The sequence below is a fragment of the Streptococcus oralis SK304 genome (assembly GCF_000287715.1).
In the GTDB taxonomy this organism is placed as follows: Bacteria; Bacillota; Bacilli; order Lactobacillales; family Streptococcaceae; genus Streptococcus; species Streptococcus oralis_Y.
The window spans coordinates 67,580-84,395 of sequence record NZ_ALJN01000006.1; the positions used below are offsets into that span (position 1 = coordinate 67,580).

At 38.0% G+C, this 16,816-nt stretch carries 12 protein-coding genes; 3 read left to right on the forward strand and 9 right to left on the reverse strand.

Annotation, left to right across the window (positions count from 1 at the left end):
• The 3 genes from murD to typA form a co-directional block, all read right to left on the reverse strand.
• Entirely contained in the window at nt 1-1,353 is a 1,353-nt protein-coding gene (gene murD / locus HMPREF1125_RS03625) for a UDP-N-acetylmuramoyl-L-alanine--D-glutamate ligase (protein ID WP_000863068.1), read from the reverse strand.
• A gap of 117 nt (nt 1,354-1,470) precedes the next feature.
• Nucleotides 1,471-1,725: a DUF3165 family protein gene (locus tag HMPREF1125_RS03630; protein WP_000262662.1), complete on the reverse strand. Its 255-nt coding sequence runs from the start codon at nt 1,723-1,725 to the stop codon at nt 1,471-1,473.
• 19 nt (nt 1,726-1,744) lie between these two features.
• Nucleotides 1,745-3,586: a translational GTPase TypA gene (gene typA, locus HMPREF1125_RS03635; protein WP_000164126.1), complete on the reverse strand. Its 1,842-nt coding sequence runs from the start codon at nt 3,584-3,586 to the stop codon at nt 1,745-1,747.
• Between the two features lie 160 nt (nt 3,587-3,746).
• On the opposite strand from typA, the gene HMPREF1125_RS03640 reads away from it, so the two are divergent.
• The gene (locus HMPREF1125_RS03640) at nt 3,747-4,472 is read left to right on the forward strand and encodes a 16S rRNA pseudouridine(516) synthase (RefSeq protein WP_001235074.1); all 726 of its coding nucleotides are present in this window, start codon (nt 3,747-3,749) and stop codon (nt 4,470-4,472) included.
• A gap of 41 nt (nt 4,473-4,513) precedes the next feature.
• On the opposite strand, the gene HMPREF1125_RS03645 is transcribed toward HMPREF1125_RS03640, so the two are convergent.
• From HMPREF1125_RS03645 to HMPREF1125_RS03655, 3 genes are all read right to left on the reverse strand, one after another.
• Nucleotides 4,514-4,774, reverse strand: a complete 261-nt coding sequence (locus HMPREF1125_RS03645) for a hypothetical protein (RefSeq protein ID WP_001088136.1) — start codon at nt 4,772-4,774, stop codon at nt 4,514-4,516.
• A gap of 86 nt (nt 4,775-4,860) precedes the next feature.
• The gene (locus tag HMPREF1125_RS03650; RefSeq protein ID WP_000634057.1) at nt 4,861-5,241 is read right to left on the reverse strand and encodes a rhodanese-like domain-containing protein; all 381 of its coding nucleotides are present in this window, start codon (nt 5,239-5,241) and stop codon (nt 4,861-4,863) included.
• Nucleotides 5,241-5,471 (reverse strand): YqgQ family protein, encoded by a 231-nt coding sequence (locus HMPREF1125_RS03655; protein WP_004181724.1) that lies wholly within the window; start codon nt 5,469-5,471, stop codon nt 5,241-5,243. The genes HMPREF1125_RS03650 and HMPREF1125_RS03655 overlap by 1 nt, the downstream gene beginning before the upstream one ends.
• A gap of 102 nt (nt 5,472-5,573) precedes the next feature.
• Here HMPREF1125_RS03655 and HMPREF1125_RS03660 point away from each other — a divergent pair, with 102 nt between their 5' ends.
• A complete protein-coding gene (locus HMPREF1125_RS03660; protein WP_001222591.1) occupies nt 5,574-6,482 on the forward strand; it encodes a LysR family transcriptional regulator in 909 nt (302 codons plus the stop codon).
• A 35-nt stretch (nt 6,483-6,517) separates the two neighbouring features.
• Nucleotides 6,518-8,317 carry an N-acetylmuramoyl-L-alanine amidase gene (locus tag HMPREF1125_RS03665; protein ID WP_000722528.1) on the forward strand — a complete coding sequence of 600 codons (1,800 nt, stop codon included), beginning with the start codon at nt 6,518-6,520 and terminating at the stop codon, nt 8,315-8,317.
• A 28-nt stretch (nt 8,318-8,345) separates the two neighbouring features.
• Here the strand turns inward: HMPREF1125_RS03665 and HMPREF1125_RS03670 are convergent, their stop codons facing one another.
• From HMPREF1125_RS03670 to HMPREF1125_RS03680, 3 genes are all read right to left on the reverse strand, one after another.
• The gene (locus HMPREF1125_RS03670; RefSeq protein ID WP_000734663.1) at nt 8,346-8,663 is read right to left on the reverse strand and encodes a LiaF transmembrane domain-containing protein; all 318 of its coding nucleotides are present in this window, start codon (nt 8,661-8,663) and stop codon (nt 8,346-8,348) included.
• Between the two features lie 226 nt (nt 8,664-8,889).
• A complete protein-coding gene (locus HMPREF1125_RS03675; protein ID WP_001034386.1) occupies nt 8,890-9,759 on the reverse strand; it encodes a DUF6287 domain-containing protein in 870 nt (289 codons plus the stop codon).
• 416 nt (nt 9,760-10,175) lie between these two features.
• Nucleotides 10,176-16,664: a S8 family peptidase gene (locus HMPREF1125_RS03680; protein WP_000750016.1), complete on the reverse strand. Its 6,489-nt coding sequence runs from the start codon at nt 16,662-16,664 to the stop codon at nt 10,176-10,178.
• Between the last annotated feature and the right edge of the window lie 152 nt (nt 16,665-16,816).

Genomic DNA, 16,816 nt, shown 5'->3' on the forward strand with positions numbered 1-16,816 from the left:
TTATTCCTTTAACTCCGCTACTGTGTCGATAAAGAGGTCGCCACGTACTTCAAAGTTAGCATACATATCCCAGCTAGCATTTGCAGGACTGAGAAGGACTACATCTCCTTGAGTCGCAAGCTCATAGGCCTTGCGGGTCGCATCTGCAATATCAGTGGCATCCACATAAGCCACACCAGCCTTATCCGCTGCCCGTTTGACACGTTCTGCAGACTGACCAAGGATGACCATCTTCTTGAGTCCAGTAATATCTGGCACCAATTCGTCAAACTCATTGCCGCGGTCCAAACCACCTGCAATCAAAATGACCTTACTATTGTCAAATCCTGACAAGGCTTTTTGAGTAGCTAGGATATTGGTTGACTTGCTATCGTTATAGAATTTGACCCCCTTGATTTCATCCACAAACTGGAGACGGTGCTTGACACCACCAAAGGCTGAAAGAGTTTCCTTGATGGTTTGGTTATCCACACCACGGAGCTTGGCCACAGCAATAGTCGCAAGGGCATTTTCTACATTGTGGCTACCTGGAACTCCGATTTCACTAGCTGCCATGACCACTTCCCCACGGAAGTAGAGTTGACCATCTTCCAGATAAGCTCCATCAATCTTTTCCAATGTTGAAAATGGAACAACAGTGGCTTGTGTTTTAGTAGCCAATTCTTTTGCCAAGTCTTGGTTAAAGTTCAAGACAAGGAAATCAGCTGCTGTCATATTATTTTGGATATTCCACTTAGCTGCTACATAGGCCTCAAAAGAACCGTGGTAGTCGATATGAGTGGGCATGAGATTGGTAATAACCGCAATCTCAGGATGGAATTCTTGAACACCCATCAGTTGGAAAGAAGAAAGTTCCATGACAAGCGTGTCCTTGGCTGTTGCAGTTTGAGCCACTTGGCTAGCAGGATAACCGATGTTCCCTGACAAGAGACCATGTTGTCCAGCAGCAGTCAAAACTTCCCCAATCATAGTCGTTGTGGTCGTTTTCCCATTTGAACCTGTAATACCGATAATTGGTGCTTCTGAAATTAAGTAAGCTAATTCCACCTCCGTCAAGACTGGAATTCCCTTTGCCAATGCCTTTTCAATCATGGGATTGCTATAAGGAATCCCTGGATTTTTTACCATCAGAGCGAACTCTTCATCCAAGAGCTCCAAAGGATGCCCACCAGTGACAACCTTGATCCCGTCTTCTAACAGACTTTGTGCAGCAGGATTTTCCTCGAAAGGTTTACCGTCATTAACAGTGACTATAGCACCCAGCTTGTCCAACAAACGAGCCGCAGACTCACCAGACTTAGCCAAACCTAAAACAAGGACTTTCTTATTTTTAAATTGATCAATTACTTTCATATCTCAAACTCCATTTCTACTCCTACTATTTTACCATTTTTATGGAAATAATACTAAACGAAAATGCTCTAGCCTTCATTCTAGCATAGAAAAAGAGAGCCGAAGCTCTCTTTCTATTTATCTTCTTTTGCTCTTTTTTTCAGACATGAGCGTAATGTCTCTCAAGCTAAAGTAGGCTAGGGCCAGCATGGCGATTGTAACAAAGAATTCTGTCGGTAGTTGGAAGATTTGCAAGATGGACAACATCAGCAAAATCAGGAGTGCAACAACTACAAAGACCAAGATAACGATGTTGACTGTTCCTTTGATACTTTGAGGTGTCGCAAATACATAGAGTAGTAATAAGAGTATCCCTATGATTAAATAGACCATCTTTATCTCTTTCTAGCTCTTATTCAGCTGATTTTTTCTTTTTGTTGGCTTTCTCACGCTCTGCCTTGTTAAGGATTTGCTTACGCAAACGGATAGATTCAGGCGTTACTTCCATGTATTCGTCGTCGTTCAAGAACTCAAGAGACTCTTCAAGGGTCAAGATACGAGGAGTCTTGATAACAGCCGTTTGGTCCTTGGTAGCAGAACGAACGTTGGTCATTTGTTTAGCCTTGGTGATGTTAACTGTCAAGTCATTTTCACGAGAGTTTTCACCGATAATCATTCCTTCATAAACTTCAGTACCTGGGTTGACAAAGATAGTTCCACGTTCTTCGATGGACATGATTGAGTAAGTTGTTGCCTTACCAGCATCGATGGAAACGAGGGCACCACGGTGACGTCCACCAATTTCCCCTGGAATCAATGGCAAGTATTGGTCAAAGGTATGGTTCATGATACCGTAACCACGAGTCATTGACAAGAACTCAGTTGAGTATCCAATTAAACCACGCGCTGGTACAAGGAAGACTAAACGAGTTTGACCATTACCAGTTGAAATCATATCCAACATTTCACCCTTACGTTCAGAAAGGCTTTGGATAACAGAACCTTGGTATTCTTCTGGAGTGTCGATTTGCACGCGCTCAAACGGCTCACATTTGACACCGTCGATTTCTTTTACGATAACTTCTGGACGAGATACTTGAAGTTCATAACCCTCACGACGCATGGTTTCGATCAAGATTGACAAGTGCAATTCTCCACGTCCTGAAACGGTCCATTTATCTGGTGAATCAGTCGGGTCAACACGAAGGGAAACGTCTGTTTGCAATTCTGCTTGCAAGCGTTCTTCTACCTTACGAGAAGTCACCCATTTCCCTTCACGACCTGCAAATGGTGAATTATTTACCAAGAAGGTCATTTGAAGGGTTGGTTCATCGATATGTAGGATTGGAAGAGGTTCAATGGCATCCGTCGGAGTAATAGTTTCACCAACAAAGATATCTTCCATACCGGATACGGCAATCAAGTCACCTGCTTTGGCTTCTTGGATTTCACGACGTTCCAAACCAAAGAAACCGAAGAGTTTTGTTACACGGAAGTTCTTCGTTGTACCATCTAGCTTAGAAAGGGTAACTTGGTCCCCAACCTTCACACTACCACGGAAGACACGACCGATACCGATACGACCTACGAAGTCGTTGTAGTCCAAAAGTGACACTTGGAACTGCAAAGGCTCATCTGAGTTATCCACTGGAGCCGGGATATGGTCGATGATGGTGTCAAAGATTGGCGCCATTGTTTTTTCTTGATCAGCTGGATCATCTGACAAGGAGGATGTTCCGTTGATAGCTGAAGCATAAACAACTGGGAAATCAAGCTGGTCATCATCTGCGCCAAGCTCGATGAAGAGTTCCAAGACTTCGTCCACTACTTCTGCTGGACGAGCTGATGGTTTATCGATTTTGTTGACAACCACGATTGGGACAAGGTCTTGTTCCAAGGCTTTTTTCAATACGAAACGAGTCTGTGGCATGGTTCCTTCGTAGGCATCTACGACCAAGACAACACCGTCAACCATTTTCATGATACGCTCAACTTCTCCACCGAAGTCCGCGTGTCCTGGTGTGTCCATGATATTGATACGAGTTCCATTGTAAGCAACGGCTGTATTTTTAGCAAGGATGGTAATTCCACGCTCTTTTTCGATATCGTTTGAGTCCATAGCACGCTCTGCCAATTCAGTACGTGCATCAAGCGTTTCTGATTGTTTCAATAATTCATCAACGAGGGTTGTTTTCCCGTGGTCAACGTGGGCAATAATGGCTACGTTACGGATATCTTCTCTTAATTTTGTCATGATTTCCTCTATAATATTTAAAATTTATTTTCTAACTGAGCAATTATACCATATTTTCAAGTAAATAACATAATTCAAGTAAGTGTAAATGTTTTCACTCCGCTTTTCTAGTCAAGGCAACTCTTTTCAAAGTCAGAGACTTATGATAAGATAAGCTGGTATGCGTTTAGATAGATTATTAGCCCAAGAAAAGGTCAGTCGCAAGGCTATGAAACAGGCACTTTTGAAAAAAGAAATCATAGTGGACGATTGTCCAGCCAGCTCCCTCGCTCAAAATGTCGACACTGGATTGCAGAAACTAGTTTTTCAAGGACGGCAGATTCAAGGATACGAGCACACCTACCTCATGCTTCATAAGCCAAACGGAGTCGTTACAGCTAGCAAGGATAAGGACCTACCAACCGTCATGGAGCTCCTGCCACCTGACATCCAGTCTGACCAGCTCTATGCTGTCGGCAGATTAGACCGCGATACGACGGGGCTACTCCTTTTGACAGACAATGGACCTTTAGGATTCCAACTCCTCCATCCCCAGCACCATGTTGATAAATCCTATCAAGTGGTGGTAAATGGACTGCTCACACCAGACCATATCCAGTCATTCAAAGAGGGGATTGTCTTTTTAGATGGGACCACTTGTAAACCTGCTCAGCTTGAAATTCTAGACGCAAGCCCAACAGAGAGCCATGCCTCTATTACCATCTCAGAAGGAAAATTTCATCAGGTTAAAAAAATGTTCCTCTCAGTTGGTGTCAAGGTGACTGCCTTAAAAAGAGTCCAGTTCGGCGATTTTACATTAAATTCAGAGCTATCAGAAGGGCAATACCGTCCCTTAAATCCAGAGGAATTAGAAATCATTAAAAACTATTTAGAGAAAAGTGGATAAAAGAAAAAAAGCTTTAAATTTAAAGCTTTTTTGTTTATTGCTTATCTAAAAAATACTGCGACAGCTACAATTCTAAAAAATACTGCGACAGTTACAATCCAGTTAAGTACAGAAACCACAAGTCCTACGATATTGAGAATTTTTTCTGTTTTATAGTCTAGTCCAGATTCTTTTTGGTATGAAAAAGCCAAGACCAATCCTATGATCCCCAAAATCAGACCTACTATTGGAAATAGCAAACCAAGGACGATAGATAAGATACCTAAAATAAGTGAAGGTTTTTTCTTTTGTTGTGAATTCATATTATAAAATCTCCTTAAATTTATTATAAATAATGATACCTTAAGATACTAGCTTTATCTATCATTCGACAGTTTTTTAAAGAATCTTAGCTAGTCTTCACTTTCCCTTTCCAAGAATCCAACCCATAAGAAAGGATATAAATCTCAGAAAAACCTTGTTTTTTCAGATAAAGTGCTGCATTGGTCACTCGTTGTCCGCGTTGGTTTTCGTAGAGAAGGATAGGTTTATCCTTACGAAGGGCTGCAAGGCTTGACTTCAACTGATTTGAAGGAATATTGCGAGCTCCGAGGATATGTTTTCTGTGAAATTCTGCTGGGTCGCGCAAATCAATCAACTGCCCTTTTCGAATCAAGGCTTCAAATTCTGTATTATCCACAATCTTAGCCGCACGACGAATACGAAGGTAGTTATAGCCCATCCATGCCACCATTGCCAGTATAAGCGCCCACAAAATCCAAGTAATCATCAGTTCATTTCTCCATTTTTCTCAATATAGTCTAATTCTATCTTGTGCTCCCTGCGGAGAACAGCTTCCGCTTCTAGGTAATCTAGCTTGTCCATCAGACCTGCATCATAGATCCGAGAGAGTTCGAGCTTCATCAGTTCAATATCATACAAGCGCTTCCCCATGTAAACAATAATGCCAAATTGTTTGAGAAATTGCTGCACATCATAGAATGTTTTCATAGCTTTCATTCTAACAGATTTTAGACTTTTTTTCAATACTGGACCGGCTCTTTCCCCCTATTTTCTTCGTCTTCATTGCCCATTCTTCCGCAAGTGTGGTACAATAAAAGCATGAGAATTCAACAACTACACTATATTATCAAAATCGTCGAAACTGGCTCCATGAATGAAGCAGCCAAGCAACTCTTTATCACCCAACCCAGTCTCTCTAATGCCGTTCGGGACTTGGAAAATGAAATGGGTATTGAAATCTTTATCCGCAATCCCAAGGGCATTACCTTGACCCGTGATGGGATGGAGTTTCTCTCTTATGCCCGTCAGGTCGTTGAGCAAACCCAACTTCTGGAGGAACGTTATAAAAATCCTGTCGCCCACCGCGAACTTTTCAGCGTTTCTTCTCAACACTATGCTTTTGTAGTCAATGCCTTTGTCTCTCTGCTCAAGAAAAGTGATATGGAAAAATACGAGCTCTTCCTTCGTGAAACGCGGACTTGGGAGATTATCGATGACGTCAAGAACTTCCGTAGTGAGGTCGGTGTCCTCTTTTTAAATAGCTACAATCGCGATGTTTTAACGAAAATGCTAGATGACAATCACCTGCTAGCCCACCACCTCTTTACCGCTCAACCCCATATCTTCGTCAGCAAAACCAACCCTCTAGCAAAGAAAGATAAGGTTAAACTAGAAGACTTGGAGAACTTCCCTTACCTCAGCTATGACCAAGGGACTCACAACTCCTTCTACTTCTCTGAAGAGATTCTCTCGCAGGAATACCACAAAAAATCTATCGTGGTCAGCGACCGTGCCACCCTCTTTAATCTCTTAATTGGTTTGGACGGATACACGATTGCAACAGGGATTTTGAACAGCAACCTCAACGGAGACAATATCGTTTCCATTCCACTGGACATAGACGATCCTATCGAGCTAGTCTACATCCAGCATGAAAAAACCAGCCTGTCTAAGATGGGCGAACGCTTTATCGAATACTTAGTAGAAGAAGTTCAGTTTGATAGTTGATAAATAGGAAAAACGAAAAAGTTAGGAAATAGAAAGTGAAAAAGATACTACTGACTAGTGCTTTAATCCTTTCAATCGCAGGATTAGCACCCGCATCCGTCTCAGGAGAAGAAAACACAACTCAATCCACATCTGCTGTCAAGGAAGCAATTGCCAAAGAAGAAAAGAAAGAATCAAGTGTTGAGGAAAACTCTAAATCAGAAGTTCTTCCGAAAGTAGATGCGCAAGAAGACAAGACAAAAAAAGAAGGGTGGTACCAAGAAAATCATCACTGGCGTTTTTACCAAGATGATAAGCCTGCTTTGAACTGGAAACAAATCCAAGGCAAATGGTACTACTTCGATCAAGATGGTAATCGTCTTCATTCTACTGTCTACAAAGGCTATGCCTTTGACCAAGATGGTGTCATGATAGAAAATAGCTGGACCAAACTGGACAATCAATGGTATTATGCTGATTCCTCTGGACGACTAGCTCAGAACACCTGGAAAAAAATCAATGGTTCTTGGTACTATTTTGACCAAACTGGAAGCATGCTCAGCAACACCGCCGTTGACGGCTATCTTCTCACAAAAAGCGGAGCTATGGCAGAAAAGGGCTGGACTAAATTAGACCAAATTTGGTATTATGTCGCTCCTTCTGGAAAGATCTCACAGGATAAATGGGAGAAAATCAACGGTTCTTGGTATTACTTTGACAAAGACGGTGGAATGCTGAGTGCGACAACCTTCAAGGGCTACCTCTTTAACCAGAGCGGAGCTATGGCAGAAAACAACTGGGTCAAAATCAAGGATACTTGGTTCTATGCGAACGGGTCAGGGAGATATGTCCAAGAAAACTGGCAAAAAATTCAGGGTTCTTGGTACTCATTTGACCAGAATGGTGGGATGCTAGCAGACAAATGGAAAGAAAGCTACTACCTTAAAACCAGTGGAGCTATGGCGGAGAATGAGTGGATCTTTGATAAAGCCTACAAGAGCTGGTTCTATCTAAAAGCGGATGGTCGTTATGCAAATCAGGAGTGGATTGGAGCATACTACCTCAAGTCAGGTGGTTACATGGCAAAGAGTGAATGGATTTACGATAACGCTGACAAAGCTCGCTACTACCTAGATAATAATGGGCATTATGTTTCAGGAACTTACAAGATAGACGGTAAGGAACACCTGTTCCAAAAATACGGTCAATGGATTTCTGAAGTTTCAACTGAAGGCGGATTTACAAAAGGACTATACAGCAATACCATTTTCCTAGATCCTGGGCATGGTGGTCGAGATTCAGGTGCCTTTTACTACAATGTTGCTGAAAAAGACCTCAACATGCAGATTTACCGTAAGCTTCGTACTAAGTTAGAAGAACTAGGCTACAAGGTCCTCACTTCTCGTGATAGTGATATTGACGTTGACTTTGTTACTGAACGTTCTCGTATGGTTAATAAAACCAACTCTGACATCTTTATCAGTATTCACTTCAACGCTACTGGTAATACCTACTCAAAAGCGAGCGGTATTCAAACCTACTCCTATAGCGATGAACCTGATTATCCAAGTAAGATTAATAAATACTGGCACAATCACCCAGATCGTATGAGTGAAAGCAAACGCCTCGCCGCTGCCATCCACTCCTCTCTTCTAGCAGAAACAGGAGCTAAGGATGCTGGCCTGTTGGAGAGCAGCTATGCCGTACTACGCGAAACAGCCAAACCAGCCGTTCTCCTAGAACTTGGTTATATGGATAATTTCTCCGAAAACCAACAAATCAGAGATAGCCACTACCAAGATAAACTGGTCGCAGGCATCGTAAAGGGGATCCAAAAATATTATGCTGGTCAGTAAAAAAAGTCTCGAGAAATCTCGAGACTTTTTATTTGCCTTCTTTTTTATCTTTATCAGGAAAGAGGTAGCCAAGTCCTACACAAGCTAGCACACCGGCACCAATCACCAAACCACTTGAAATTGGCAAGAGATCAAAAATAGCATTTGCAATGATAAAGGCAATGATCAAGCACATCAGACTAGACTTGTAGTCTTTTTTCAAAAAGTTTTCTAGCGTGAAATAGAGGAACAATCCTACCGGAATGAGTGACCAGAGGTTGACATCCAAACTTGGCCAGCCAACAGATCCGAAATACAATACTAGCGCTGCTGCTACTAAAAATACAAGTCCCAATAATTTTTTCATTTTTATGTCTCCATTTTCTTTTTTAGGTTCTTGAGTTGTCTGATACTGACCCCTCACGTCCCTTACATGAATCATTATAGCAGAGGAATTTTTCAAGAACAAGCCCTTTTGCCTATCTGGTCAATATCTCTGTCTAAGTGGTTGAATAGTCGTGATAAAAGAAAAAGAAGCCCTAATGGGCTTCTTGATTCTGCCGATTGTAACAGTATTTTTGAACGAATACAACCTAGTTTTTCTTTTCCTTTGCCTCAAGAGAAGATTTAATTGATTCACGGTCTGCTTGTAGTTGAGCTAAGTTCTTTTCTTCTTCCTCAAGTTTACTGGTATCTGGTTTCACACGATAATAAACATTTTCTGGTTTCATTAACATAGACCCATAATCTTGTCCTGAAAGTAGTCTTTCTTCAGCATGATTGCTTTTATCCGTAATCTTTCCATCATCAGCAGGTTGCATAACAACTCCACTTGGAACAGCAACTACTACAAATCCTCCAGCAACAGAATCTTTTACCCATGCACTGATAGAAGCTGTCTCAGGATTACGACTATCTTGACCTTTTGATACCTTTAATCCAACTACAGATTCGTACTTTTGATCATTTGTAAACCAAGTCGCACGTACTTCTCCAGAATCATTAATAATGTATTCATTACCAGATTGACTACGCCAAGTACCCTCTAAACTAGACAAGTCATTGTTCTTAATTGCTTCAATATCTAATTTTGGAACGGTAGTTTCTTTCTTCAACTTGCTAACAAGTGCTTCTGCTTCCGTAATCTTGGTATCTAAAGCAGCAAGTTGATTCTTGAGTTTCTGAATTTCCTCTTGTTTATCCTTATCAGTCTCATCCGTTTTTCCTTGGCTTGTAGAAGCTTGACTTGTTGTCTCTGTAGTTGAAACTGCAGACGATGCTTGATTTGGCTCTTTCTTTCCAATCAGAAGATATGAGAAAATACTTACCAAGATGAGAGTGACTAAAACAGAGAGTGCTAGGCCAATATAGATTTTTATATTTTTATTCGGAGCCGACTTTGATTCAGACCGCTTAGGTCCATTGATCTCTTCAAATTGTTTTTCCCGTTCTTTCTTATTCATAATTTTCTCCTTTTTGATTGATATTCAGCCAAGCTTACGATACTTCATTCGTTACTATCCATGAACTTTTATGACTTTTAAAAAAAATCCAAGCAAAAATTTCTAGAATAAATAACTATAAAAATATCTCTAGATTGGTATCAAAACAAGTATTTATTACAATACATTATACCACAAAATATAAACCATAGTTTGTATTTATATTTTTATAAGCCGAAGAAATGGATTTTAAACAGAACCCATCTCCATTAGAAAAAGCCTGTCCTGTGACAAGGCTTTTACATATATCTCTTTAAAATCTCCTATTTTCATAGAAATCTAAATAATATATTTATAAATCAATATTTTCACAAAACTATGTCATCACCTCACTATCTAATCTCAGTACTTAAAGCATTTTTTCTATAGCTTTTGTCTTAATCTTTATTTTTTCTCTTCAATCCAAGAAAAGCTCCTACTATAAACATGATTCCGGCAGCTAATAGTGTCTGGGCTCCGCTTGCTGTTCCGGTTTTTGGCAACTGATTAGGATTGTTACTAGTTGATTTACTATTGATGTTAGTATTTTTATTAGTTAAGTTCCCTTGTTCATTTAGATAAACGTTCTTGTCAATTTCAAAGTTTTTATCATTTTCATCAGAAACAATACTGTTGACATCATTAGTTGAATCAGATTGTGTTTTTTCTTTCTTTTTCGATACATCAAAAGTAGGTTTATTTTCCTCCTCCTTTTTCTCCTCTATTTTCTTGAATACAGGTTTTATAAAGGTATCTTTTGATAGATTAAGAACATAGCCGGCGTCTTTTTTCCCTTCGAAACCAGAAATTTCCCAACCATCAAATTGGTATCCTTTTTCTAATTCACCCTTATAGACAGGTAACATAAAATCTTCTTCCGACACTATCGTTGAACTCATTTCTTTTCCATTTTGAATGGTCACAGTTACCCTATGAGGTTTTAGTTCACTTACCTCTCCCGTATCTTTGTTTAAAATGAATTCTTTTACGGTTGTATTTCTTGCAAAATCTTTTACAACAATCTTAATGTTTAGTGTCTTATCTGTTATTTGTTTAATATCATCAAGTGATCTATATTCTTTTCCATTTACATAAATATGTTGTTCTTGAATTTCACCATCGAATCCATTATTTCTTTTATCATTGATGTTAAAGACTACAGATTTTCCGTTAGCATATTCGATACTAGTATTTCCCTTAGGGTCAATGTTTACTTCTGGTTTGACATTATCATATAAAAATTGATAGTGTACTCCAACCGCTTTTGCATTCAAATCGCTATAGCCAGTTTGAAGATAAACATTTCCATCCATATCTGTTACCTTATCTGGAAATCCGTTTGCTTTATAGTCTTTCATCCCCCAGTCCATGATGTCACCGTCTTTAACATTAAGCTTAATGTTAAAATCTCTAGTGTTATCAATGTGTAAATCTCCGTAGATTAAATAATTATCTACAACCGATTCATTAACTCTCAACTCCCAGTTAAAACCACCCTTATCAGAAATCTTACCTCTTAAATAAAATTCTGGATTTCGTACATAAATTTTATTAGTTTTAGATGGATTAAAGTAGTTCTTGTCCATTGAAAGATTTACTGGTTTTGCATCAATAAATAACGTAGAGCCATCTTCTTTTATAGCTTCTACATTGGACTTATCCTCTCCTGTGTACTCTTTACCATCCTTACCAAATAATACCAGTTTAGAAGGATCTGTCACAAGATTGCCATCTTTATCGATTGCCTCCCCTTTATCATTCATTTTAAAGGTAAACACTTGATATCTTACAATGTTAAAGCCGTCCAAAGCCGACATTAATACTGATTGAGTACTTCTTCCATCTTCAACATTTCTACTATCAGCATAAATTGTTGTTTCTGATAAGACTCTTAGATTAGGATTGGCCTTTTGGATTTTTGCTATATCTTCCTGGCTATAAACTCCATTCCCTTCTAACATATCCGTTTTTCCAGGATTATAGGTAGTCACTTTTAGTGCATAGCCTTTTCTCAGAATGATATTATCCTTTAACAGATATTGTTGTTTTTCTGAATCAGCATAGATTTTACCAGATTCCATGTCCGTTAAATTGTTTGGTTTGTTTTTTGAGAGATCTCCTTCTCCTAATTCTATTACATTCCCATAACTTGATGCATACGGATATTCTGCTTTAGTTTCCTTATTTTTTTCAGGCATTCTAATTTTAGTTTCAGCTTTTATCTGACCATCATCTTTGACAAAAAACCTCATATCTCCTGCAAAAGCTAATCCATCCACAATATCATTAATATTAGCGTATAAATCAAATGTCATCGTTTTTGAGTGGGAATCATACTTGGTCGTTTTGATTTCTATCGATTTATAATTATTGCCATAATATACCTTGGCATTTTTAGAAACATTACTGATCTTTCCAAGAATTTCAAAGTGTCCATCTTTAGACGGGTTTAGAATGCCATAAATTTTTGATTTGATTTCATCAAGTTTTTCAGTTTCATATTGTAAGGCACTACCATCGTCATAAGCAATGATATTTCCCTTATCATCGTATTTATAATCGTATTCCTCTATTCTCTTACCAGTTTCACTTGTAAAGTCATCAACTTCTCTGAATTTCTTTTTAATGAGTTTCTTTAAGTCTTTACTTTCAAAATCTCTAATTGTTGAAATAGTTTTATGAATAGTCAAGCTAGATTTTTCTTCGGTAGCCTCTTCATTTTCTTGATGATGTTCTACTTCCGTTGTATCTTTTTTAAGACTATCCTCTTTTCTATTTTCTAAATTTTTAAATTTAGATTCGGGAATCTCGCCAAGCTTTTGGTATTTAGATGAATCTTGATCAGGATCTACTAGATAATAGGAAATCATCCCCTTTTCATCAGCATGATCAGCAAATTTAATTCTATGAATCTTTGTGAAATTGCTAGAACCGTCTAATGCAATCACTTCAATGATTTTGCCTCTTAAATCTCCTGCACCTTTAATTTCATAAATGGTATTTCCATCTTTGTCAAGTTTCCTATTTCGTCCTTGACCCTCACCTGCATAAGTGACCTCAAGATTTTTCTCAACCTCTCCATCTTCATTAACAAGAGCGGCCCCAGCATACCAAACTTCGTTGGCAATCTCGTCAAATTTTTCAGGATGTTCTTTTTGATCTCTCGCAAATAGCGTTTCATTCTTGTATTGCTCTTTGACCTTGTGATAAGTATCCTTTGTAATTAACTTAATTTTTCCAGGGTTTGAAAAATCAATTGAAACAATCTTTGGAGGTGTGTTATCAATTTTTACAGGAATATAGGAAACCTGCCATGGGTAATCTTTGGTTAATCTATATTTAAATTTATAGAAATATTGGCCTTCCGCAATCGGTTCAAATTGTCCTCGTATCTTAGTAGCAGGATCTTTTTTGTCATTACTTTCTGGGGCATTTTCTTCTCTACCTCTAGGGTTATAAATGAGTCCATCCCATTTCAAGTCACCCCAAACTTTTAGTTTAGAAGATTTAATGCCCTTTGCATCATTTCTTTTAGAGTTTAAAATTCCTTTAATAAAGTGTTCTCTCGAAATGACTTTTAAGTCTCTTTGATTTTCTCCTTCTTTATTTGTATTTACTATTGAAATCACCCCTTCTTCTGCACTTCTTAATACAAGTGGAGAAGGCGTTAATCCTCTCTCAAGTTGAGCATCTTGAGGATTTCCATTTGAATCTAAAGGATAAATTTTAGCAATATTAGAACCACTTGATGAGGGTGCGTTGATTCCTTCGTTATTGAAAGCAAATAATTCTGGATTTTGATCTAGGGATGTTGTATTTTTATCTTTTCTATTTTGGATAACTCCTGCTGGATTAAATTTATCTATACCATGTTCTCCACCAATCCCCTTATTTAAGGTACCTGGAATTTTTGGTTTGCCATCATCATCATAACCTTCCATCGCTTTTGATTTTGACCCTTCTTCCCAGGCCCATTTATCAAGGATTGGTTCGTGGTTCCAATTCCCAGCAAATCCCATTAGAGGCATCGATAGAGATGGTTGGAAATTTATTTTCTTCCCGTTGGAGTTTAGAGCTTCCATTTCTTCCACTGACTCAAAATGAATAAATGATTCTACAAATTTATTTTTGTTTTTAGCCTCTCCAACATTTATAACCGCATTTAAATCAAAGCTGGAATTTGGGCCTATAGTGAAAGTGTCATGCTCAAATGTGATATTTGCTCCTTTGACTTTTTCTGGGTGAATTTCTGGAACAATTTGCTTCCCGTCCGGAGATTTTTCATCTTTATATGTTTCATCGAGTTTTAGCCTATCAGTTAGAGCATCTGTAGTTACAGTTGATGCAGAAACTTTAAAGGTTAAAGGTCTATTTGAGGTATTGTGAAGCTTGATTGTAAAGTATTTTTTATCACCTTTTATTTCTTTAAGAGAAATGGAACCATATGAATTTACCAAACCTTTAGAATCTGTATTTTTGAAAGTCGCTACAACTTCATTTCTCAAAGCGTTGGCAACATTAATTAGCCCCGCTCCCTGCTGTCTAGGTGATGCAAAGTATTGACTCTTTTCTTTCCAAGAGGTTGCATCCATCATAGGTCTTGCAGTATTTTGTAGGGCTATTTTTGTAAGACTTGTGAGGTCTATTTTGTCATCTCCCTTAAGATTTTTCAAGACAGGTCTTTCAAGCAATTCCTTTAATTTTGGCCGAATCAAAACAGTAGAAGCTGCTACGATTGGAGTTGCCATGCTAGTTCCTGACATATAACCATAAGTGGATTTACCATTAATAACATTTAGAGTAGATTTAATATTTTTACCAGGTGCTGAAACATCCGGTTTTAAAAGCAAGTCTGTTCTTGGCCCCCAAGATGTAGACCCTGCTGGAACGATGATATCTTCTTTATAAAGTTCTTTGTCTGTGTCAGCTGCAAATTTAAAGTCAATTTCTTTTTCATCACCTACATTCGGTTTATTAGAATTATAGCTTTCCATATCAATTGGATAGTATTGTTCTAAGTTATTTTTAAAATCTTCCTTATTATTTCTTTTGACTTCAGTTTTTTTATCAGGGTTAATCATGTTCCATAATTTTACACCATCATCTCCTGAAATTGAAAATACTTGACTTTTAGTCCCTTCATCCGCTTCATATCCCATAGCTGGAAGGTCTGTCCAATTATCTCTATTGTAGTAATTTACAGTATTTACAACCATAATGGCACGTGCGCCTTTATCCGTTGCTCTTTTAAAAGCATCTTTTAAATCCTTGGTATAAATTCTATCCATTACTGCAATTTTGCCCTTAAGATCCAAGCCTATCAAATCTTGGTCTTGACCTTTGCCTATATATACAAATTTTAATTTATTTGGAGTTTTTGAGCCATCCTCATTTGTTATGATTTTATTCTTATCGAAAAAAGCTCCTATATTTCTGTATTTAAAACTTTGTCCACCTATGTTAACTTTATCAAACTCAATGGTTTGATTTTTAGCAGAAGCGACCGCTATCGCATCTTCATGTGCGGCAGTTCGTGTTACATTTCCAGTATCTGTCATTTTCAGATTATTATTTGCTACTAAATCCCAAGAAGAACTTGAAGCAGAAGTCGCAAAATTACCTGTAGCAACAACCATTGGGATTCCAGCTTTTCTTAATGCTCTAATAGCCTCCCAGTATTTCTCACCTACAAGACCTGTTCCCGTAAAGCCAGATGATACCGAAACAACATCGACATTGTGTTTGATCGAATCTTCAATAGCATGAAACATTGTTTCATCACCCGCAAACCCAGATCCTGCGTCAGAGTACATTTTATAAGAGAAAATTTGTGCATTAGGCGCAATTCCATCTATGCCATTAAAGTTCTTGATGTCTTTTTCAGTATCATTTCCAGCAAGAATCCCTGCAATATGCATCCCATGTGGGTCAAAATAATCCCTACCATCATCATATTTTTCTACAGTGATTTTACCACCATTATAATAATTGAACGCATGAGGGATTTTATCACTCAACCAATAATTTTTATCAGTGCCTTTTAAGTCATCTTTTTTAAATTTCATCGAGTCTTTGGCATCATCATCGATTCTCATAGCCTTATGCCTATAATCTGTTCCAGTATCGATATTTGAAATAACCATACCTCTACCATCAAAATTTTTCCCAAATGGAGCATTAATAGACTTTAGGTAATCAATAGCTTCCTCAACTCCAATTTCCTTTCTGGCATGATTCATCATTGGTTGGACTTTTTGTGATCGTTCAACCGACGAAACACCTTCTATTTGTTTAATTTTGTCCAAATTATCTGGAGTTGTTTCAATGGCAGCGCCATTAAAAATCGTATTATAGGTATATAAAACTTTTGTATCCTTAAGATTGGATAGTTCCTTGATTGCTTTTTCTCCAGATTCTTTATCTTTAAATTCAGCAATATAGACAAGTTTATCTTCTTTTTTCGGATTTTCTGTATCTTTATTTACAAATGAGTCCGCATCATCTCCTTTGGGTTGCTTGGAGTCTTCTTTGATACTTGCTCCTTCGTTACTAGTTTTTTTGTCTATCTCAGACTTTCTACTAACAACCTCTTTTTCCTCAATAACTGTTGTCTTCTTCTCCTCAATATCCTTTGAAGTTTCTATAACATTATGAATATCTTCAGATTGTTCATTGTTTTCTGTTTCTTTATCTGCTACTACTTTTTCTTTACCAGAAATTTTTAAAGCATCTTCAGAACTAGGTGCATCTGCTACTACTTTTTCTTTATCAGAAATTCTTAAAGCATCTTCAGAACTAGGTGCATCTGCTAAAATTACCTCATTGGGGGCATATGCTGCTAAAATAACTGCAGCAGTAGTTAATGACAATACCGTACTTTTTTTCATTTTAATTCCTTAATTTTTTATTTTAAACCCAATAGATAGAAAACTTTAACCTTGCTAGCCTTTGTTATAAAAAGTTTTATGACGTATCATCTAGTGGGGTAGAGTAGTACATTTATATATAATTGTTAGCTCTCTGAAAAACAGTATATCAA